Source organism: Brevibacillus schisleri, from assembly GCF_055685845.1.
The window spans coordinates 568714-587919 of record NZ_JBVNDM010000001.1 but is presented as its reverse complement, the minus strand read 5'-3'; the positions used below and the strand labels follow the sequence as shown (position 1 = coordinate 587919).

Genomic DNA, 19206 nt, shown 5'->3' with positions numbered 1-19206 from the left:
TGAGTTTTTTCTCTACCTCGAAAAATAAATCATATTGTGTCACATTTTGTCTTATATTCTCTTTTCGAACAGTTCGATGTACACCCACGAAATCCCTGCAAATCTGACAGCAAAAAACCACTTGCTTCACTCAAGTGGCTTTTCCTATCAAATAATCTGTTCTTTTTTCACACGTTAAAAATCAATGAGTCCTAAACTGATTTGCAAGGATTCATTAACCCGATCCATCATCTCGTCATCGAGATGCGTAATTTTATCAGTTAGACGTTGTTTGTCAATGGTTCGTATTTGTTCCAACAGAATAACGGAGTCACGATCAAATCCATAAGTTTTTGCGTCAATTTCCACATGCGTAGGCAGCTTCGCCTTTTGAATCTGCGCCGTAATGGCTGCGACGATGACCGTCGGACTAAATCGATTTCCAATGTCGTTTTGAATGACTAAAACAGGCCGTACGCCTCCTTGCTCAGAGCCAACGACCGGGGACAGGTCCGCGAAAAACACATCGCCACGTTTGACAATCACCAGTCACACCCCGCTAACTAAGCGGACAAGAGTATGGTCAGCCTCTTCTTCAGCGCCAAAAGCCTCCGATGCCATATTCAGATTGATCTTCGCCATCTCCATGTACCCTTTTTGCATGGTCTCACGGATTGTGCGTTTTTTTCGCTCTTTCAAATACAAATGCATCGCTTGACGAATAAACTCGCTGCGATTGGATTTTTCCTTTTGAATAACGCCATCCACTTCCTGAAGCAAGTGTTGTGGCAAGCTGATCATGATGCGTTTCGTGTTTGACTTCGACAAGACAAATCCACCTCCAACCATGACCGTAACTTCCATCCGCTATGCTGGTTCTAGAAAGAACAGCCAATATGAACAATACCATTATGTCGAATCCATTGCAAAAATATACCTACTGTGCGCTTTTTCGGTGAGAAAACGTGAGTGTAAACAATCCAAAGGTGCAGGTGAAGACTTCGTTTACCCAAAAAAGCCAGCTTTTTCGCTTAACTAGTATTCGTGTTCCACGGGAAAATTCCTGCTGATTCTCCCTGCTAGATATTTACATTTCCCTGGGACGAGTGCTTCATCGTCAATGGGTGAAATACGTCCGTTACCTTCTGATCGCGCAAATAAAGGCGCGGAATTCGGTAATTCAGCATACAAGGAACCTCGTAATTGATTGTTCCCAGCAAATCGGCAATTTCATCCAAGGAGATTTCCTCGTCACCCTGCTTACCATACAAGACGACCTCATCATTGACCGCTGCTTCTGTCGAATTCAGGCTGACCATGATTTGGTCCATGCAAACTCTACCTGCAATCGGGTAGCGCGATCCATTGTACAACACCTCACCGCGGTTGGACAAAAGGCGAGAATAGCCATCTGCGTATCCAATTGGCAGCGTTGCAATCCACTCATCAGGCTGTGCTGTATACGTAGCACCATAGCTGACCGTAAATGGCTCATCTGCCTTCTTCACGTGGGCAATTCTAGTCTTGAGCGACAGCGCGGGGGCAAGAATAACATCCGCACGTTCTTTCATGTACAAAGAAGGATACAATCCGTATAAACCTATGCCTAAACGAATCGTATCATACCCCCAATCGGGAAATGCGATAGCCGCAGCCGTATTGCAGCAATGAACGGTCGGCAATGTTTTATTTGCTTCACGCAGTGCTTGCAAAAAGGATTGAAACAAGTCGTGTTGTCGTCGCACATGGGTTGTATCTGGTTCATCCGCGCAGGCAAAATGAGTAAAAATGCCTGTCCACTTAAGCTTCGAGCATTCTTCAAGGGCACTTACAACCGCAAGCAAATCTTCCTTTGTTCGAACGCCCAAACGTCCCATCCCCGTATCGGTCTTCACATGAATCCCGACAGGCTTGTGATCGTTTTTCTGAAGAATGTCGTTCGCTTCCGTGATCCATTCGACGCTGTAAGCAGTTAACTCCACTTCCAGCTCGCTTGCAGTGACAATGGACTCGACAGGTGTGTATCCCAACACTAAAATCGGTGCTGTGATCCCTGCCCTCCGCAAAATAAGCGCTTCATCGAGCAATGCGACTGCAAGTGAATCTGCACCGCTTGCCAACGCTTCTTTTCCAACATGGACAGCACCATGACCATACCCGTCTGCTTTCACAACAGCCATAATACCCGTTTTTTCTGGCAAATGGCGTTTGAATGTCTCGAGGTTCGCCCGGATGGCATCCAAATCAACCTCTACCCAAGTGTCACGACAAAACGATTTCATTTCTATCTCCTCTTGTTCCCTTTTTTATAGTAAAACAAGCGTTCATTCAAATGACTGAGAAATTGCCTGGAAACCATCAGGGATTCCTTTTTGCCGCCTACGAGATAAAAATGACGGCCTTCATAAATTTGCTCGACTTCAGATAGCGGGTAGCTCTTTTCCTGTCCTGACAAGGAGATAATCAGGTGGGTCTTGGTCAGCTTGTACACCGGACGCAATACCGATTTGTACATAAACGGAGACAATCCAACAACAGCAATGGCAATGGCGAAAACAAGGACCTTGAATCTCGTGTCATTGGTCGGGAAAAATTGAGCGAGAATCATCATCCCCAGCACAAACATGACAGTCTCGTTAATGCGCATTTTCCAGCTTTTTCGCAGGAGCATGTCTTTGTAGGTCGATGCTTCCTGGTACAAAACTTCGTTAGACGGTTTCTTCATGTAAAGCATGCCACCTCATTCAATAAGTTACTCTGAATGTATCGTGTTTTCCCGCTTTGTGTCAATTCGCGGATTGTCCTTTCACCTCATTCGCACGTTGGTTTTTATGTGCAAATCGACGCACATCGACCAATCCCGAGAAAATAGAAAAGCAGATGGGAGTAACTCCCACCTGCCTGACTTTTCTACATAGTTTCCTTCTGGTCTTTTTTCTCTTTTTCATGTCTCGGGAAAACGACTTTTTCAAAGCTGCCATCCACCATCTTTTGCACCATCGCAGTCAATTCCTCGCTGCGCTTGTCAGCTTGCTCTTGTGTGAGCTTGCCTGCCTTAACTGCTTCTTTTAGCTTGGTTTCGTGCTGACCTACCAAGAGCTTGATAACGTCATCCACTTCTACACCTTGCTCCTTAGCGATAGTCGCCAACGATTTTCCTGCTTTTTGCTCTTCCTTCAGCTTGTCTGCATCCAGCTTGAGGAGGGACAGCAGTTCTTCATTTTTCTCGATACCCATTCCTTTACCTGGTCCACGTCCATGATGCGTATTTTGCACCATTTCTTTTACTCGCTCACTGGCATTCTCATTCATTTTGTCGGCTTGTTGCTGTGTCAGTTTCCCGGCGGTTACCGCCTCTTTCAGCTTGGCTTCCTGTTGTTTTACCAACAGAGCCACCAGATCATCCACGGATACGCCTTGGGTCTCTGCGATTGTAGCCAGCGATTTGTCGGCTTTCAGTTCTTCTTGGAGTTTATCGGCATCCAGCTTCAAGAGAGACAGCAGTTCTTCGTTTTTCTCGAAGCCCATTTCTCTACCCGGTCCACGTCCGTGACGCGTATTTTGCACCATTTCTTTTACTCGTTCGCTCGCTTTTTCATTCATCTTGTCGGCTTGCTCCTGAGTGAGCTTGCCTGCCGCTACTGCCTCTTTTAGCTTGGTTTCCTGTTGTTTTACCAACAGAGCCACCAGATCATCCACAGATACGCCTTGGGCTTCTGCAATTGTAGCCAGCGATTTGTCGGCTTTCAGTTCTTCTTGGAGTTTATCGGCATCCAGCTTCAAGAGAGACAGCAGTTCTTCGTTTTTCTCGAAGCCACCGATGAAGCCTCCTCTGCCGAAGCCTTTATCCGGTTTCGAGTTTTCTACCTGTTCTTTTACGCGGTCGCTCAGATTTTCAGACAGCTTATCTGCCTGCTCCTGCGTGAGCTTGCCTGCTGCTACTGCTTCCTTCAGTTTGGCCTCTTGCTGGTCAACCAGAAGTGCCACGACATCTGCAGTGTCAACTCCTTGGGCTTTTGCAATCGCTGCGAGTGTTTTCCCTGCCGCAAGCTCTTCTTTCAGCTTGTCAGCATCCAGCTTTAACAGCGAGAGCAGCTCTTTATTTTCTTTGAAGCCCATCCCACCGTGGTGGCCCATCTTGCCGGTTTTGAATTTTACTTCTACGGGTTTATTCAATGAAGTTGGTTTAGCTGAATCGGCTGCCATTGCTCCGCCTATGCTACCCAGACTCAAAACTACTGCCATCGTACCCATCAGCATTCCCATTTTCGTTTTGCTAAACATATACACTCAACCCTTTCGTCTATGCTCGTGTAGTGTGCTTGTTCTTTGTTACAAGACCAAGTGTACATGGGTATTTTTAGATTCCCGTTTGAGAAAAAAGGAAAACTTGAGGGAAAATCGTAGAAAACTATGTCAACATAGTGGAGGAAAAGAAAAAGCACAGTTCTCTTCGACTCTGACACGCCAACTGGGGGGATTCACTGGCCGTCTCCACTCCAAAAAGGGGACCGTCGATCCAAAGCCACCCTACGGGCGGAAGTTTCTCAGGGAGGAAGTGTTCGACAAGCGTGGTCCCCTTTTTGGAGTTCCGACTGGGTAGGCGTTGTCAAGGTCTGAACTACTCCCCTAGAAATAGACAGTATTTAAAAAGAGCCTGTTGCAAATTAAGCAGCAATGAGATGATTCCTGGTTTCATCAGGAGTCATCTTTTTTAATGTCCACTGATAACGCTCTGAATTGTAATAGGTTACATATTCGTTGACGCGTTGACGCAACTCTTGAAGTGAAACACAGTCCTTATATTCGAGTTCGTCTTTCATATGACCGAAGAACGATTCCATTGAAGCGTTGTCCCAGCAGTTACCTTTGCGAGACATCGACTGCTTAAAACCAGCCTCAGCAATAAGGCGCCTCGTTGTAAGATGAGTGTAGTGCATTCCTTGATCCGAATGAAAAATAGCATCAGGATGGACGTTACCGTCCAATCGTTTGATTAATAAGTCTAGTGTCCGTTTCACTAGTGATAACTCCAATGTCGAAGACAGATAGTGTGCCAAAATCTGTTTGGTCGCCCCATCTTTTACGCAAGACAAATATGCCCATTGACCAGTACCATAGCGCAAATAAGTAATGTCAGTAAGTAGAACCTTCTCGGGTATACCTTGATCAAACTGACGTTTAAGTAGGTTTGGGCATGTGCGGTGTTCCTGAGTAGCCTTGGCCATTTTTCGATACGGATTCGCTTTCCGAATAAGAGTGACTAGCTTAAACTTTTGCATAAGACGACGAATCTTTTTATGATTCATCACGACACCGTTCATTCGCTCCAATCTCATTTTAATGACCAGCACTCCTGCTCTCCCTTTTCGAGTTTCGAAATGCTCCTTGATGAGCAGGAAGTCTCGTTCGTCGGCTTCTTCTCGAATTTGTCGCTGTTCCTCAGCACTACACCAGCGATAATAGCCACTTGAGCTCACTTCAGCAATCTGGCATAGATAACGGGTTACACGCTTCAAGCCATGTTTACGAAGAACTATGCTAATAAGCTGAAAGCGCTCGGGAGACGATAACGTCTTATTGGTTTGTCTTTCGAGCGCTTCTAGCTTTTTTAAAAGTTCGTTCTCTGCTTCCAGAAGCCTAATTCGTGCTTCAGCACGTCTCAGTTTTTCTTTTGCTGATAATTCTCCCTCTGACTTTCTACCGGTGCTCCCCTTGCCTCTGCGCTCCTCAATTAATCCAGCTTCACCAAAAGTCGTACATACTTTTCTCCATCGATGTAAGCATTTTTTTGGTGTATGACGACCCATTATTTCTAAGGGGAAACCTGCCTGAAGAAATATCTCAATCGGCGTTTGTCCCTCTCGATATGCCTGTACAGCGGTAAATTTGAACATAGGAGAATACGTGATGTTTTTCCCTGTTACTCGAAGTACATTTTGATTTTTTTCTAACATATGTATCTCATGTTCCGTAAAACTTATTCTGTTTTTACTCATCTAACATATCCCCACTCATTTCTCGTTAATGATGATTAAAACACAAAAAACCGTTAGACGGTCACTTTTTTCAAAGTGTCCATCTAACGGGTAGTAGTTCATCAGTCTGCGAGCCCTGTGCTTTTTCTTTTCGCCAGCTTTTTGGGTTCATCGATTCTTTAAAAACTTAGGAAGATCATCCTTTGAGTTTCAACAGGGGGGATTTTTCTTAGATAGTAGAACAAAGCCGCTTGGGAAGAAGTGTATTTCCAGTCCAAGCGCCTCTGGAGCCCGACCCAGTTTCGAAATAAATGACGGGGGTTTTCAGCTTCAACCTCTGCGAATCCTTCATCGAGATGACTACTTTTGAAGCGCTCCCGTCATTTATTTCGGAACGGACAGTCCAACCTACAGCGGGGCGTAGACTGGAAATGCGCTTCTTCCCCTCCGCTACAGCCACTTTCTAATGCGAAAACAAAAGAGGACGGCATTCACCGTCCCCTCTCCCACGCTTTTATTTCGCGCTGAGGCCATATGTCGACTGTGCGACATTCACCATTTCTTCCTCAGGAAGATCCCCCGCGATTGTATATTCGATGCCGTCGAGCTCCCACGTCAGAAGTCGCTGATTTTCACCTGTCTGCGCAAGCACACCAACCGTAAAGCCGAGGTTCACAGGCATACCTTGCTCATACGATACAGATGCTGCTGTCGGGCGACCTTCGATTACCTTGTAGTTGTAAGTCCCTTTGTAGGTTAAGATAACCTTTCTCTCTCCATCACGGGTGACTGGCTCGATATCTTTTTGCTTAACCCCTTCTGGCATATACGTAGGGACGATAACACCGAATTGGCTGTTCGGTTGCTTTACGACCTGTCCATTTGTTTGCGCCATTGTTGGGATCGTTGTCAGCGAGCTTGTTGTCATATTGCGCTCTTTGTCAAAGGCGTCTTTGTCAAACATAGGGTTGAACGAAAAATCAGTGAAATCAATTCGTACGAGCGGATTCATGCTAGCATCCATAATTTCGGCGTGCGTTGGTTTGAAATCTTCTGTCAGCCAAATTTTTTGTTTGGTCAAAGAACGATTGCCGCTGTAGTTCGCTTTCACTTCGAATACATACTGTTTTTCATCCATCTTCATTTGGCGCTCAGTGTCATCGATAATGCTCTTGGCCAGCGTTTCGTATAAATATAACGGTCCGTTGTTCTCAGGCCAGCCACTTTGGAAGCGGAAGCTCTTGTTCAGATGCGGGGTCAGTACAAAGACTCCTTCATTGTTTCGCAAGATGATTTGTGTAATGCCACGCTGCTTCGAGGTGAGAGCTACCCGATAGTTGGTTGGCTTTTCGTACCAGACCTGAACATCGTACTCCATGGGGGTAGAGCCTGTCTGCATGGTCAAAACTGCCTGAGACTTGTACCCAGTCATTTTTCCCAGCGCACCGTTCAGGTCGCTCACCACATCTTCTGGTGTTTTCTGACCAAAACAACCGCCGAGGAACAGGGTGAAAACCAACAATAACACCAGTGGTAAAGCTACCCGTTTCATTCAATGAACTCCTCCTTGTCAATATTTTCGACAAAGAAGGGCATCCCTGTCTATTTCCTGGGAAATCTGTCAGTCTCTCGCCCATGCAGCGCACATCGTGTCAATAGTTGCAAATGGTTACGAAGTTGGCGACATATCGCTTGGATCGGCTACAGACTTAGCCTTCCTGTGTAAGAGCAGGTAGTCCCTCCTGATCTACGCGATATAAATGTATGTCCATCCTCGTCCCAATATGCAGACAAGTTTATCTGTTTTTTTCAGATATCTATTGTTCTTCTACAATGACTTGCGCAATCGCATGCGACTGGCTATGCGAAATGCTCACATGAATATGAACCCGAGTGGGGTCCAGATCAAGTTTGCTGTACACCTCGTTATTTATGGTCATGACCGGCTTGCCCAAATGATTCGGGAGGATTTCCATATCCAAAAAGCTGAGTATAGCACCAATGCCTGTGCCAAGAGCTTTTGCTCCCGCTTCCTTGGCAGCAAATCTGCCTGCAACCATTTCCGCCTGTCTCGTCTCTGATTTTCCATGCAGGAGCTGTTGTTCATCTGTGGTCAAAAAGTGTTTGATTGCACGCTCTTGTCTTTTTATCAAAGTAGCGATTCGCTCTATTTCCACAATGTCTACGCCTGTTCCAATGATCATGAGCATTTGCCTCCTAGTGGGCTGATTTACGAATCACAGTATCATCCACTTCCACGCTTTTGCAAGTGCGAGGATAGAGACCACATTGCATGCATAGACTTTACATAAAAAAATAAAACCCCCGCAAATTGCGAGGGCTTTTGTCCGCTGGCTCCTATTCAGTAACTTGGCCAGAAGATTGTTGTGCAGCCGATTGTTGGTTCTGACGGCGAACTTCCGCAACATTTGTCTCACTTGCGAACTCAGTCGCAGCGCCTTGGGAAGCAGCGCGTTGTGCGGATTGTTGGTTCTGACGACGAACCTCTGCTGCGTTTGTTTCACTTGCGAATTCAGTCGCAGTGTTAGCTGCTTGGCTAGCTTGGTTCGCTTGGCCCATACCCGCTTGGTTGTTTTGTTTAGGCATCGTTAACATTCACCTCCTCGACGTCACTGAATATAATTTGTACAGCCCCCTACATGCGTATCCATCCTCATTTTTCCAAATCATGCTGTTGTTTACTTGCTTTGTCTCGACCGATCATTCATATTGGAAAGGCAAGGCTTTTACTCTGCTTTTGAAAGGAGCAATTCTGTATGGCTCACAAGGTTATTATCTATACCCAAGTCACTTGCGGTCCTTGTCAGGAAGAAAAAATGTGGCTGACTTCAAACAACATTGCTTTCGAAGACAGAGACATCCGTCAAAACGAGGCTTTTTTCCAGGAAGCGATTCAGTTAGGCGCCAGCATGACACCTGTAACCTACATTGAAAAGGAAAACGGCGAGCAAATCGTTATCCATGGATTTGACAAGGAAGAACTAAAAAAAGCGTTGGATCTCAATTGATCCAACGCTTTTTACGACTGATCAGCCAAATGAAGGTTCACTTGCAGCTGATTTTTGTTTGACGACTGGCGACATGTCCGGCAAGTTAGACAAAATTTGCTTCACTTCAGGACTGCATTCCGTATTAACGGAGTAATAAACCCATGGTCCTTTCCTGCGCTCTTTGACCAAACCATGCGTTTTTAACTTAGCCAGGTGCTGGGAAACAGAAGGCTGGGAAGTTTGCAAAATTTCCACGAGATCACGGACACATAAGGACTGTACTTGCAGGAGAGCCATGATCGTCAAGCGCGTCTTGTCACCAAGTAGCTTATAAGTCTCTGACAAAAACAGAACCTGCATCAAATCCATTTCCATAAGGATACCCACCTTTGCCTTACATATCTGTTTATCAGTATACTATATGGCTTATATGATGGGGAAGATAGAACGCAAAAGTTATGTGAACCCCGCCTATACATCTTGCTTTTTCATTGCCTCAATGATCTTGTCTGCAGTGCGAGCAGCCAGCGCCATGACTGTATTTGTGGGATTGCTACCACTTGAGGTAACAAACGTAGAAGCACCTGCTATGAAAAGATTGGGTATGTCATGTGACTGCCCGTATTCATTCACAACAGAGGTTTCCCTGTCATTCCCCATTCGGCATCCCCCCATGAGATGAGCGGTATCAGACACCACATGCTCCGGATGTCCCCCCATCGCTTCAATAATCCGGTTCATTTGCCCAATGGCGTGCTTGTAAAGCTGTTTGTCGTTCTCCTGATAACTGAACGTTACCGTAGGGATCGGCATTCCGTATTCATCCTTTTCCCCTGAGAGCGTCACTCTGTTATCAGGATGAGGCAGTACTTCCCCTACCAAGGTGATTCGCGCATACATATTGTAATCCAGCATGGTCTCTCGAAGCTGTTTTCCCCATAAATACGAGCCGTCTTCCCTCTCGGCAGCAATGGCAGAAGCCATCCCGACCGGACGTGACCCGTGTGCACTCAATGTATATCCGCGGGCAAATCCTCGTTCCCGGTCCGTCTTATAAAAATGCTGCGTCAAGGCAAGGACAGGTGTTCCTTTATACAATCGCACTTCCTCCGGGAGTCGTCCGTATACATCATGACTGGAGTGGGGCATAATTGCTTTTCCTACCCATCCGCTCGAATTCGCCAGCCCTTGCGGAAACTGAGCATTCGCCGAACTGAGCAGCAATCGGGGAGTCTCCACCACAAACCCGGCCAAAATGACAACACGAGCCATCTGCTTGTGCGTCAAGCCATTATGGTTAAACAACACACCGCTGACCCGGTCGCCTGCCATCAAAATTTCCGTCACCATGCAGTCGGACAGTACCTCTACCCCCTCCGCTATCGCTTTGGGGATATGATGAATCAACCCGCTGTACTTGGCATTCGGCATGCACCCTTGATTGCAAAAGCCACGATTGATACAGGGGGGACGCCCATCAAAAGGCCCCGATAAAATCGCCAGAGGGGCGACCACACTCTCGATCCCCAGCTTCTCGCACCCTTCGCGGAACAGTTGAGAATTGGCGCTGATGGGCTCCCGAACCGGGTACGGATACGGGCCTTGAAAGGAACCCCATGGAAAATGATTAGGACCTGAGACCGCAATCTCCCGTTCGATCTTGTCGTAGTACGGGGCAAGATCCTGATATGTAATCGGCCAGTCCTCCCCTACACCGTCTACGGTCTTCGTCTTAAAATCACTCTCGTGGAAACGCAGAAACACCCCCGTAAAATGCACGGTGCCTCCCCCAATTCCCCGTCCTGAGTTGTTATGCCCCAAACGCAGCGGGTCTTTGCCTGCTACCAGCCTCGTTTCCTGCCAGGCTAATCTCCGCATCGACAGCTCATCACTGGCGAAATCGTGCTGCGGGTCCCAAAACGGCCCCGCTTCCAGTACGACAACGCGCAACCCGGCCTTTGCCAGCTCATAAGCCAGCACGCCACCTGCCGCTCCAGCACCTACGATGCATACATCTGCGTCATTGGCGTATTTTCTTTGATCCACAGGAGTGGGGCGATGAGTAATCGTATGATGGTCATGACTCGTCATTTGTTTTCGCCTCCCATGGGTCCGTCAATCCTTTTTCCACCCGTACATAGCCACGCGGATATGCTGGTCCGCCATAGCCGATATCCGACCAAACTAACGGATGTGAATAGTACGCACTGACTGTGTCATGCAGCAACCGCTTGAAAAAATCTGCGGGAGCAAAGTCTTTCCACGCCTCCTGGTTTTGGATGCCTCCATTCGCGACGTGCTGGAGAACGGCTTCTTGCTGGTCTAGCTTCAACGCAACAAAATCAGTTCCATAAGCGGCATGACTCTCCGCATCAATCCCTTTCAAGCCCGAGCGATAGAACTCTTTTTTGGGTGGAATTCCGACCTTTCGCTGTGATTCGCCGATATTACTAGCCGTCGTATTATCCAGATGCTCCACAACAAAGGTCAGCACCTCCAAACGGTGATCATTGACCAATACGCCTACGACTGTCTGCAAAAGCAAGGATTCAGGCTTCGTAAAAAATTGATTGGCAATCGCGGGCATTCGTCTGGCGCCTACCACTTTCCTGGTGTGAGCATCCCACTCTGTATGCTGGCCCCAAACATCATAGGATGGGTAACGTTTAGGCTTTTCCATGTCCTCTCACCCCTTTGAAAACGATTTTTACCAAAACAGCGCAAGAAGCCCCAATGCAGACATGGCCGTGATCAGTAAAGGAAGAATCACAGGAGGACCGACGAGAAAATTTTGACCTTGTGAATAACCTCCCACACGCTGCCCAACCCCGACCGTATGCAAATAGGCCCCGTACAAACCACCAACCATGCCGACTACCATCATCAAGGCAAACACCCAACGCAGCCACCCCGCATTCACAAACGATAAAACAATAGCAGTAACCGCAAATACAGGGAGCTCAAGCACGGGAATCCACATTGCCCAATGGCGGAAGTTTTGTCTTGAGTGAAAAAGTGTGACCTGAACCGCAATCAGGGCGAACGCCAACCCAGCAAAAAGTATCAGTACGCGTTCGATCGGCCAGCCATGCCACATGGAAACATCCTCCTTTTTACGTACATTGCGCCTATTTTTTCCGTCCTTGTCAGGTCCTATTCTGCCTATTTCACTACAAGCAGCATGATGAATAGAAAAAAGCCTGCTACTAGCCAGCAGGCTTTTCATTCCCTATGAAAAATAAACCAATGTCAAATACAAACCGAGCAAAGTGAACATCAATGTCGGTACGGTCAAAATAACCCCCGTCCGAAAATACTGCCCCCACGTAATCGTCACGTCTTTGCGTCTCAAGACGTGCAACCAGAGCAAGGTCGCAAGCGATCCGATCGGCGTCATTTTCGGCCCCAAATCGCTTCCGATCACATTCGCGTAGATCATTGCTTCCCGCAACACTCCATCTGCTTGTGTCCCTGCAATTGCCAACGCGTTGAAGATGACTGTCGGTAGGTTGTTCATGACAGAGGAAATAGCAGCAGCCAGAAAGCCTGTTCCCAAGGTCGTTGCCAATAAACCATGCCCCATGAACCAATCCAAGGCGTCCTTGACCAAGTCAGTCAATTTCGCGTTGTGCAGCCCCCACACCACCACATACATGCCAATTGAAAAAACAACGACTACCCACGGTGCTTCTTTCATAATCCGCCGCATGGCGATCGCTTCACTTTTTCTTGCAGCCAAGCATAAAATGATGGCTGCCCCCGCAATGATGATAGAAACGGGCGTATGGATGGACTCGCTAATAAAAAAACCAATCAACAGGACCGCAAGAATCGGCCACGCCAGGCGAAACATTCTGTGGTCGCGAATCGCTTCCTCCGGATTTTTCAGATGGGAAAGGTCGATCTGCGCCGGGATGCTTTTGCGAAAATATAGGTACAAAACCAGCAGGCTTCCACCAATCGAAAACAAAGTCGGAATGATCATTTTGGCCGCATACGCAGCAAAGCCAATATCAAAATAGTCAGCAGAAACAATATTCACCAGATTGCTAATCACAAAGGGCAATGAACTCGTATCTGCAATGAACCCGCTCGCCATGACAAATGCCAAAACTGTTTTCCCATCCAGCTTTAGTGCCCTCACCTGTGCCAACACAATCGGCGTCAAGATTAGGGCTGCCCCATCATTCGTAAACAAAGCGGATACGAGTGAACCAAGCAGGATCACATAAACGAACATCAACCGCCCATTCCCTTTGGCAAAACGGGCCATATGGAGCGCAGCCCATTCAAAGAAACCGACTTCGTCCAATACGAGCGAGATGATGATAATCCCAATTAACGCGAGCGTCGCATTCCAAACAATGGAGGTTACCTCTGCAACATCACCAATCGTGACTACCCCAATCGCCAAGGCCAACAGTGCACCACCGACAGCCGGATAACCAATTGACAGCCCCCGCGGTTGCCAGATAACCAATGTCAACGTGATCAGAAAAAGGAAAAATGAAATCCAAACCACTGCAAGTACCTCCTTTCCAAAAACCAAAAAGAGCGGGCCTCAAAAAGTCCGCTCTCCTACCATACTACAAATTGAAATGATCTGAAACGTCAAGAAATGGAATCCTTTAAAGTAAAATGTGGCCACCTTCTACATGAAGTACAGTTCCGGTAACAAAACTATTTTGGAGCAGGTATAGTACGCTTTGTGCGACGTCTTTCGCTTGTCCAACTCTCTTCACAGGGAGTTTGTCTGCCAATGTTGCATAGAAATTTTCGCGCACATCTTCAGGCATTTTACTCCGTGATGGCGTATCAATAATGCCAGGTGAAACGATATTCACTCGGATTGGTGCCAGTTCCAAGGCGAGGGTTTGCCCCAGATTCGAAACCGCCGCATTGACTGCACCTAGGGCAGACGAACCAATCATCGCTTTGTAGGCGACAACCCCGGAGAATAAGGTGATGGAACCGTTTGTGGAAATCTTCGGCGCTCCGTACTTCGCCGCGTAGTATTGACCCCAAAATTTGTTGTCGAACAGCTTCCGCGCTTGGGCTGTATCCGTTTGAAGGAATGAACCACCCGATGTTTCCGCTGCGCTGACGACCAGATGATCAAACGTGCCTACTTTTTCAAAAAAGGCCTGAACCTGCTCCTCATCGGTGGTATCTAGCGTATACGCCGAGGCTTTGGAGCCAAGACTCTCTTTTGCCTTCTGCAATTTATCTTCGGAGCGGCTGGCAATGATCACTTCTGCTCCTAGCGCTACTGCCTGTTTGGCTGTCTCCAAACCAATTCCGGAGCTTCCGCCGATGATGACTATCTTTTGATTGTGCAACATGATAGGATCTTTCCCCTTTACTGTGAGATTTTCATTAGAAGCTCAATACCTGTTTGAGATGCGCCTCGAGTTCGGATACAAATCGGTCGATCTGCGGATTTTTTATGACATCATAGCAAGCAAAGCTCTTTACAGGTTGCATGCCTAAAAATTCGTGTACGCGGTGCAAATGGCTGATTGTATCCTCCAGGCTTTCCCCTTTAAAAAATTGGGTCGGATCGTTAAATGCTTTTTCTGGGGCATTCCAAGTCGTCGAGAACATATATTTTTTGTCGGTTAATAAACCGCCTCTACCGTACTGATTAGCCCCCTTGAAAAACAAACCGTATGCATATACTTCATCCATATAGCTTTTCATTAACCCAGGGACACTGAACCAGTAGATAGGGGTTTGATAAATGACCATATCTGCCCAGAGAAATTTCTCGTGCTCTTCTTCGATTTGGTATCCGTTTTGAATAATGGTAGTTCGTACATGGTTCTCTTTTTCGAGCAGACTCACCATATGATCCGTCAACGTTTGGTTTAGTTTTCCCTCTGATGAGCCATATTTTTGGTGGCCATTGATAATTAGGATTTTTTTCATTTTTTCCATCTCCTTTATGTTAGGACGTTCAATTTTCCGCTAAAACACCAATTTGTTGCATAAAAGTTAAATTGTCTTCCAAGTGCCAGTCTTCAACGAGTTTCCCATCCTTGATGCGCAAAACATCAATTGCCATAAATTGAATGGGCTTCCCGGCCAGAGGTTTTCCCATAAACTCGCCTTTGCTCGAACCCGTAAAGGAAAGACGAGCTGTCACCTTGTCCCCCACTACCAGTAAATCCTCAATCTTGCATTGCAAGTCGGGAACTGCTTTACGGAAGTTGCGAGAAGCAAATAACAAGCCATCGGGGCCTTGAGGTCTTCCTTTCGGCAACGTGTTATCTATGAAACTTGGGGAAACGGTTTGTGCAATGAGATCCTCATTCCCCGTGTTCCAGAATCCGTAGAAACGTTGTGCAGCCTGTACCATCTCGGTAGCTTTCGTTGAACCCAAAGAGGAATCAATCGTCATCGAAACGGGTTGAGGAAGATCCTTCAATAGTTGTACGTCTGTCTTGGCGGACAACACAGCCGTTTGTTTATCATAAGCAGACGTTTTCGAATCAGTAGCGCATGCTGTCGTGAGCAGCATCGTCCCAAAGATGACAGCAATACCAGCTATCGAACTCATTTTTTTGGTAAGTGGAATCATGTCGTTCTAATCAGCTCCTTATTTAGAGGGGAAGTATCGGTTGATATTGCTATTGTAATGACACTAACTTCATTTATGGAAGTAGTGATATTTATTTCATATAGTTTCCCAAAAGATACTATTGCGCTATAATAGCCAAAAACCCTAATAATTTTTTTGGAGGATATTCCGATGAACGTTCTTGAGCCAATCGAACTGAACAAAGGAACCCCAGGGCAACCTTGCCCCATTGCCAAGACGCTTGACGTAATCGGGACCAAATGGACCTTTTTAATCATTCGGGACCTGCTTATAGAAGGAACGCTGCGTTTCAGCGACCTGCTGAAATCCATGGATGGGATTAGTCCAAAAACACTGTCGCTCAGACTGAAGGAATTGGAGGAGCACGGTATATTGGAGAGAAAGGTGTTTCCGGAAGTACCTCCGCGCGTGGAATATACGTTAACGGAGAAGGGGAAACGATTGGAAGGTATTTTCATTGAGTTAAAGAGGTTTGGCTTGCATTTATAAACGTTTTTCAAATCAAAAAGAGCGGACCTCGAAAAGTCCGCTCTTTTACCATCATGCTTATTGAATTATCCGAAACGTCCGGTAATGTAATCCTCTGTTCTTTTGTCACGAGGATTTTGGAAGATCGTCGGGGTGCTGTCAAACTCGACTAGCTCTCCATTCAAGAAAAACGCAGTCTTATCGGAAATACGTGCCGCCTGCTGCATGTTGTGCGTCACGATTACAATCGTATAACGGTTCTTCAGCTCTTCCAACAGCTCTTCGATTTTGGCTGTCGAAATCGGGTCTAATGCAGAGGTTGGCTCATCCATCAAAATGATCTGTGGCTGAACAGCGAGTGCCCGTGCGATACAGAGGCGTTGCTGCTGTCCACCGGAAAGCCCTGTTGCTGGCTTTTTCAGTACATCCTTCACTTCATCCCAAAGGGCTGCTGCCTTGAGGCTTGTCTCTACCAGCTCGTCCAGCTTGTTACGATCATTCATGCCGTGGAGCCTCGGCCCGTACGTGATGTTATCATAAATGCTCTTCGGAAATGGATTCGGATGCTGAAACACCATGCCGATATTTTTGCGAAGTCGCTCAACTTCTACACGAGAGCTATAAATATCCTCGTCGAACACTTTTACCGTTCCCGTAATTTTGGTGTTCGGTACAGAGTCGTTCATTCGGTTCAACGTCCGTAAAAATGTAGATTTACCACAGCCAGACGGACCAATTAAGGCTGTAATGGAATCAGACTCTACATCCAGATTTATATGATAGAGGGCTTGCTTATTACCGTAGAAGAGATTCAACTCTCTCACCGAAATAACACTCATACGGTCTTCGCTCCTTCGTGGTTGTTACGTCCTTTTACTTCCCCACTATAGCGCACCAATGTTAGGTTTCCGTGTGGTGTTTATTAAGTTTCGATAAAGATTTCGACTTAGGACTTTTTACATAGGTCATCTTACATTAATTTATGGTAAATCTTGTCGATAAAGCATATACGCTCCTCTAGGTACCCCCTACAATAAAGCTGAACGTTTTGTTAAGGGGAGAACAATTAATGCCAGACATAAGAAAACCGTGGGGTCGCTCGTCGTTTCATTATCGTTCAATTTTCACCAGGCTGTTCGCAGGAATCATGGGAATGGTTATCTGCATGATGGCAATTGCCGCTTTCTTCATCAGCTATCAATCCGAAGCCACACTCAATGAAAAAACAAAGCAGCAATTACACGAAGCATCAGGTGCAGCTCTACAGAAAGTACATAGCAGGGTCTATGACATCGTAACAGCCTTGCAATCATTTGCCTCCACTTATAAAAACAGCAAGATCACGAACAGTCAGATCTTTGGCATTTTTACTGATTTGTCCACAAGCAATCCTACGATTTCCGAATTACAGATCGTCACCACAGACGGAAAGTATTTGACCTTTCCGGGATCACCCCTCGACAGTTCCTACGATCCGCGAAAAATGGACTGGTATGAGGGAGCATTGAATCAACCGCAGCAGGGGGTTTTTGTCTCAGATGTCTTCCAGTTTTCCAAGACGGAGTTTCCCAAAATTGCCGTCTCACTCCCTTTGCGCAATGAAGATGAGGAGCCAGTAGGCGTCGTCGTGGCATTCGTCTCTGTTCCGAAGCTGAGCGAATCAATCGGGCAGATTAAACTGGGCGAAACCGGGTATGCCATGATCGTTGATCAACAAGGCAAGCTGGTCGCTCATCCCGATCAATCCTACGCGTTGCAGCGCCCTCTTCTCTCGGAGCTTGCTATCGTGCAAAACGTCATCGCTGGTCAATCTGGGTACGAGCCGAGCAGGATCAATGGTGTGGATTCTTTTGCCGCCTATCAATTTGCCCCTTCTCTAAAATGGGGAGTGATCGTGGCACAGTCGGTATCCGAGGTAAAGCAAGAGGTTCGCCGCCTTCAGTTAACTATTTTGGCCGTCTCACTCGTCGGACTTGCTGCACTCGCACTCATGTTGTATGTGTATGTTCGCCGAATCATCAAGCCGATTAAGGAAGCACAACAAAAAATGTCCGCCTTTAGCGAGGGTGATCTGCTGCAAACCATGCACGTTCAAAGTAATGACGAAATTCGCCAGCTAGCTGACAGCTTCAATCGAATGAGTGAACAAATCCGGACGATCATCGGTAAAATCCAGTACGTCATCTCAGACGTCAAACAAGTAGCCGATCATGTAGGAAAAGGCTCCCGCCATTCTCACGCCATGCAGTCAGAAGTCGTATCCGTAACAGAGCGGCTTGCCCAAGAAATGGACAACCAGCAGGAGCAGATCGATGATATCCACGCCACGATGGCCGGCATTACACAAGAAATGTCTCGGATCACAGACTCCATGGAAAAAGCAATTGTACAAAGCCAGGAATCACGTCAGCAAAATGCAAAAGCAGCAACCTCCATCGATTTACTAAAAGAAAATATGTACAGCATCTCAGAAGATATGAAGGCATCTATGCATGCCATGTCTTCCATGAGAGAAAGCATGGGCGACATTAACGAAATGCTCGGTCTGATTTCCGCTATCTCCAAGCGAACCAAGCTTTTGTCCTTCAATGCTCGAATCGAAGCTTCCAGGGCTGGACAAGCCGGAGTCGGCTTCAGCGTCGTAGCAGACGAAATTCGCTTGCTGTCCGACCAGACAGAAGAGGCATCCTCCCGTATTCAAAAGGTAATTGAATCAGGGGAAGAACGAATGGAGCATGTAGCCGCCTGCTTGCAGACGACCGATCATGCTACTGTAAATGGCATTCAAACCTTGCACCAGGCCGCTTCTATCTTCCACAATACAATTCAGCTCAGCGAAGCGTTGACTGCCCAATTTGAATCGATCAGAATGCTCACAGGAACAATCTCGACACAGAGCCTAGCCATTTCACAGCGGGTAGACAATCTGTCTGCCTCTGCACAGCAAGTAGTATCAGGCACACAGCAAGCTGTAGCCGCCAATCAAGAAAGCCTATCTTTATCGGAACAATTTCTCGATGACTCCCTGCGCCTGACAGAAATCGTGGAGGATCTGGAGCAAACCATCAAATTTTTCCGAGCGGGAGAAACAACCCCTTCTTTGAAAAATTCATGATATCATAAAGTGAATGGGAACTTTTCACAAACCTATCCTACGAAAGGGGATGTC

21 protein-coding genes are annotated in these 19206 nt (G+C 46.7%); 3 read left to right on the top strand and 18 right to left on the bottom strand.

The window, feature by feature from the left end; all coding sequences use genetic code 11:
* Nucleotides 1–174 precede the first annotated feature (174 nt).
* The 9 genes from ACUUHJ_RS03065 to ACUUHJ_RS03025 form a co-directional block, all read right to left on the bottom strand.
* Nucleotides 175–525 (bottom strand): type II toxin-antitoxin system PemK/MazF family toxin, encoded by a 351-nt coding sequence (locus ACUUHJ_RS03065; RefSeq protein WP_005830205.1) that lies wholly within the window; start codon nt 523–525, stop codon nt 175–177.
* Between the two features lie 3 nt (nt 526–528).
* Complete coding sequence (locus ACUUHJ_RS03060; RefSeq protein ID WP_007721089.1) at nt 529–828, bottom strand: CopG family ribbon-helix-helix protein; 300 nt, start codon at nt 826–828, stop codon at nt 529–531.
* Between the two features lie 230 nt (nt 829–1058).
* Nucleotides 1059–2261, bottom strand: coding sequence for an alanine racemase (alr, locus tag ACUUHJ_RS03055; RefSeq protein ID WP_472298227.1), 1203 nt, complete (start codon nt 2259–2261; stop codon nt 1059–1061).
* A gap of 2 nt (nt 2262–2263) precedes the next feature.
* On the bottom strand, nt 2264–2704 hold the full coding sequence (locus ACUUHJ_RS03050; protein WP_012684242.1) for a hypothetical protein: 441 nt from the start codon (nt 2702–2704) through the stop codon (nt 2264–2266).
* A gap of 185 nt (nt 2705–2889) precedes the next feature.
* Nucleotides 2890–4263 carry a hypothetical protein gene (locus ACUUHJ_RS03045; protein ID WP_289675964.1) on the bottom strand — a complete coding sequence of 458 codons (1374 nt, stop codon included), beginning with the start codon at nt 4261–4263 and terminating at the stop codon, nt 2890–2892.
* Between the two features lie 383 nt (nt 4264–4646).
* The gene (locus ACUUHJ_RS03040) at nt 4647–5936 is read right to left on the bottom strand and encodes an IS3 family transposase (RefSeq protein WP_289673973.1); all 1290 of its coding nucleotides are present in this window, start codon (nt 5934–5936) and stop codon (nt 4647–4649) included.
* 535 nt (nt 5937–6471) lie between these two features.
* On the bottom strand, nt 6472–7509 hold the full coding sequence (locus ACUUHJ_RS03035) for a DUF4367 domain-containing protein (RefSeq protein WP_472298226.1): 1038 nt from the start codon (nt 7507–7509) through the stop codon (nt 6472–6474).
* 265 nt (nt 7510–7774) lie between these two features.
* Nucleotides 7775–8161: a holo-ACP synthase gene (acpS, locus tag ACUUHJ_RS03030; RefSeq protein ID WP_472298225.1), complete on the bottom strand. Its 387-nt coding sequence runs from the start codon at nt 8159–8161 to the stop codon at nt 7775–7777.
* Nucleotides 8162–8315: 154 nt separating this feature from the next.
* The gene (locus tag ACUUHJ_RS03025; RefSeq protein ID WP_289675962.1) at nt 8316–8564 is read right to left on the bottom strand and encodes a gamma-type small acid-soluble spore protein; all 249 of its coding nucleotides are present in this window, start codon (nt 8562–8564) and stop codon (nt 8316–8318) included.
* Nucleotides 8565–8734: 170 nt separating this feature from the next.
* Between ACUUHJ_RS03025 and ACUUHJ_RS03020 the strand changes: the two genes are divergently transcribed.
* On the top strand, nt 8735–8986 hold the full coding sequence (locus ACUUHJ_RS03020; RefSeq protein ID WP_012684236.1) for a glutaredoxin family protein: 252 nt from the start codon (nt 8735–8737) through the stop codon (nt 8984–8986).
* Nucleotides 8987–9007: 21 nt separating this feature from the next.
* On the opposite strand, the gene ACUUHJ_RS03015 is transcribed toward ACUUHJ_RS03020, so the two are convergent.
* The 8 genes from ACUUHJ_RS03015 to ACUUHJ_RS02980 all read right to left on the bottom strand — a co-directional run bounded on the left by ACUUHJ_RS03015 (nt 9008) and on the right by ACUUHJ_RS02980 (nt 15548).
* On the bottom strand, nt 9008–9343 hold the full coding sequence (locus tag ACUUHJ_RS03015) for an ArsR/SmtB family transcription factor (protein ID WP_012684235.1): 336 nt from the start codon (nt 9341–9343) through the stop codon (nt 9008–9010).
* Between the two features lie 96 nt (nt 9344–9439).
* Complete coding sequence (locus ACUUHJ_RS03010) at nt 9440–11059, bottom strand: GMC family oxidoreductase (protein ID WP_472298224.1); 1620 nt, start codon at nt 11057–11059, stop codon at nt 9440–9442.
* Entirely contained in the window at nt 11046–11648 is a 603-nt protein-coding gene (locus tag ACUUHJ_RS03005) for a gluconate 2-dehydrogenase subunit 3 family protein (protein ID WP_472298223.1), read from the bottom strand. Before ACUUHJ_RS03005 ends, ACUUHJ_RS03010 begins: the two co-directional genes overlap by 14 nt.
* Nucleotides 11649–11675: 27 nt before the next feature.
* The gene (locus tag ACUUHJ_RS03000; protein ID WP_007721110.1) at nt 11676–12065 is read right to left on the bottom strand and encodes a hypothetical protein; all 390 of its coding nucleotides are present in this window, start codon (nt 12063–12065) and stop codon (nt 11676–11678) included.
* 132 nt (nt 12066–12197) lie between these two features.
* Entirely contained in the window at nt 12198–13490 is a 1293-nt protein-coding gene (locus ACUUHJ_RS02995; protein WP_289675959.1) for an arsenic transporter, read from the bottom strand.
* 106 nt (nt 13491–13596) lie between these two features.
* Nucleotides 13597–14310, bottom strand: a complete 714-nt coding sequence (locus ACUUHJ_RS02990; protein WP_289675957.1) for an SDR family oxidoreductase — start codon at nt 14308–14310, stop codon at nt 13597–13599.
* A gap of 34 nt (nt 14311–14344) precedes the next feature.
* Nucleotides 14345–14896, bottom strand: a complete 552-nt coding sequence (locus ACUUHJ_RS02985; protein WP_289675955.1) for an NAD(P)H-dependent oxidoreductase — start codon at nt 14894–14896, stop codon at nt 14345–14347.
* 28 nt (nt 14897–14924) lie between these two features.
* Nucleotides 14925–15548 carry an ester cyclase gene (locus ACUUHJ_RS02980; RefSeq protein WP_472298222.1) on the bottom strand — a complete coding sequence of 208 codons (624 nt, stop codon included), beginning with the start codon at nt 15546–15548 and terminating at the stop codon, nt 14925–14927.
* Nucleotides 15549–15719: 171 nt separating this feature from the next.
* Between ACUUHJ_RS02980 and ACUUHJ_RS02975 the strand changes: the two genes are divergently transcribed.
* On the top strand, nt 15720–16058 hold the full coding sequence (locus tag ACUUHJ_RS02975; protein ID WP_007721121.1) for a winged helix-turn-helix transcriptional regulator: 339 nt from the start codon (nt 15720–15722) through the stop codon (nt 16056–16058).
* A gap of 65 nt (nt 16059–16123) precedes the next feature.
* On the opposite strand, the gene pstB is transcribed toward ACUUHJ_RS02975, so the two are convergent.
* On the bottom strand, nt 16124–16876 hold the full coding sequence (pstB, locus tag ACUUHJ_RS02970) for a phosphate ABC transporter ATP-binding protein PstB (RefSeq protein ID WP_012684227.1): 753 nt from the start codon (nt 16874–16876) through the stop codon (nt 16124–16126).
* A 230-nt stretch (nt 16877–17106) separates the two neighbouring features.
* Here pstB and ACUUHJ_RS02965 point away from each other — a divergent pair, with 230 nt between their 5' ends.
* Entirely contained in the window at nt 17107–19152 is a 2046-nt protein-coding gene (locus ACUUHJ_RS02965) for a methyl-accepting chemotaxis protein (protein WP_289675951.1), read from the top strand.
* Nucleotides 19153–19206: the final 54 nt, after the last annotated feature.

Bases quoted from the DNA above. Each gene is read 5' to 3' on its own strand.
- ACUUHJ_RS03060 (WP_007721089.1), bottom strand. From the start codon at position 828: ATGGTTGGAGGTGGATTTGTCTTGTCGAAGTCAAACACGAAACGCATC.
- alr (WP_472298227.1), bottom strand. From the start codon at position 2,261: ATGAAATCGTTTTGTCGTGACACTTGGGTAGAGGTTGATTTGGATGCC.
- ACUUHJ_RS03050 (WP_012684242.1), bottom strand. From the start codon at position 2,704: ATGAAGAAACCGTCTAACGAAGTTTTGTACCAGGAAGCATCGACCTAC.
- ACUUHJ_RS03045 (WP_289675964.1), bottom strand. From the start codon at position 4,263: ATGTTTAGCAAAACGAAAATGGGAATGCTGATGGGTACGATGGCAGTA.
- ACUUHJ_RS03040 (WP_289673973.1), bottom strand. From the start codon at position 5,936: ATGTTAGAAAAAAATCAAAATGTACTTCGAGTAACAGGGAAAAACATC.
- ACUUHJ_RS03035 (WP_472298226.1), bottom strand. From the start codon at position 7,509: ATGAAACGGGTAGCTTTACCACTGGTGTTATTGTTGGTTTTCACCCTG.
- acpS (WP_472298225.1), bottom strand. From the start codon at position 8,161: ATGATCATTGGAACAGGCGTAGACATTGTGGAAATAGAGCGAATCGCT.
- ACUUHJ_RS03025 (WP_289675962.1), bottom strand. From the start codon at position 8,564: ATGCCTAAACAAAACAACCAAGCGGGTATGGGCCAAGCGAACCAAGCT.
- ACUUHJ_RS03020 (WP_012684236.1), top strand. From the start codon at position 8,735: ATGGCTCACAAGGTTATTATCTATACCCAAGTCACTTGCGGTCCTTGT.
- ACUUHJ_RS03015 (WP_012684235.1), bottom strand. From the start codon at position 9,343: ATGGAAATGGATTTGATGCAGGTTCTGTTTTTGTCAGAGACTTATAAG.
- ACUUHJ_RS03010 (WP_472298224.1), bottom strand. From the start codon at position 11,059: ATGACGAGTCATGACCATCATACGATTACTCATCGCCCCACTCCTGTG.
- ACUUHJ_RS03005 (WP_472298223.1), bottom strand. From the start codon at position 11,648: ATGGAAAAGCCTAAACGTTACCCATCCTATGATGTTTGGGGCCAGCAT.
- ACUUHJ_RS03000 (WP_007721110.1), bottom strand. From the start codon at position 12,065: ATGTGGCATGGCTGGCCGATCGAACGCGTACTGATACTTTTTGCTGGG.
- ACUUHJ_RS02990 (WP_289675957.1), bottom strand. From the start codon at position 14,310: ATGTTGCACAATCAAAAGATAGTCATCATCGGCGGAAGCTCCGGAATT.
- ACUUHJ_RS02985 (WP_289675955.1), bottom strand. From the start codon at position 14,896: ATGAAAAAAATCCTAATTATCAATGGCCACCAAAAATATGGCTCATCA.
- ACUUHJ_RS02980 (WP_472298222.1), bottom strand. From the start codon at position 15,548: ATGATTCCACTTACCAAAAAAATGAGTTCGATAGCTGGTATTGCTGTC.
- ACUUHJ_RS02975 (WP_007721121.1), top strand. From the start codon at position 15,720: ATGAACGTTCTTGAGCCAATCGAACTGAACAAAGGAACCCCAGGGCAA.
- pstB (WP_012684227.1), bottom strand. From the start codon at position 16,876: ATGAGTGTTATTTCGGTGAGAGAGTTGAATCTCTTCTACGGTAATAAG.
- ACUUHJ_RS02965 (WP_289675951.1), top strand. From the start codon at position 17,107: ATGCCAGACATAAGAAAACCGTGGGGTCGCTCGTCGTTTCATTATCGT.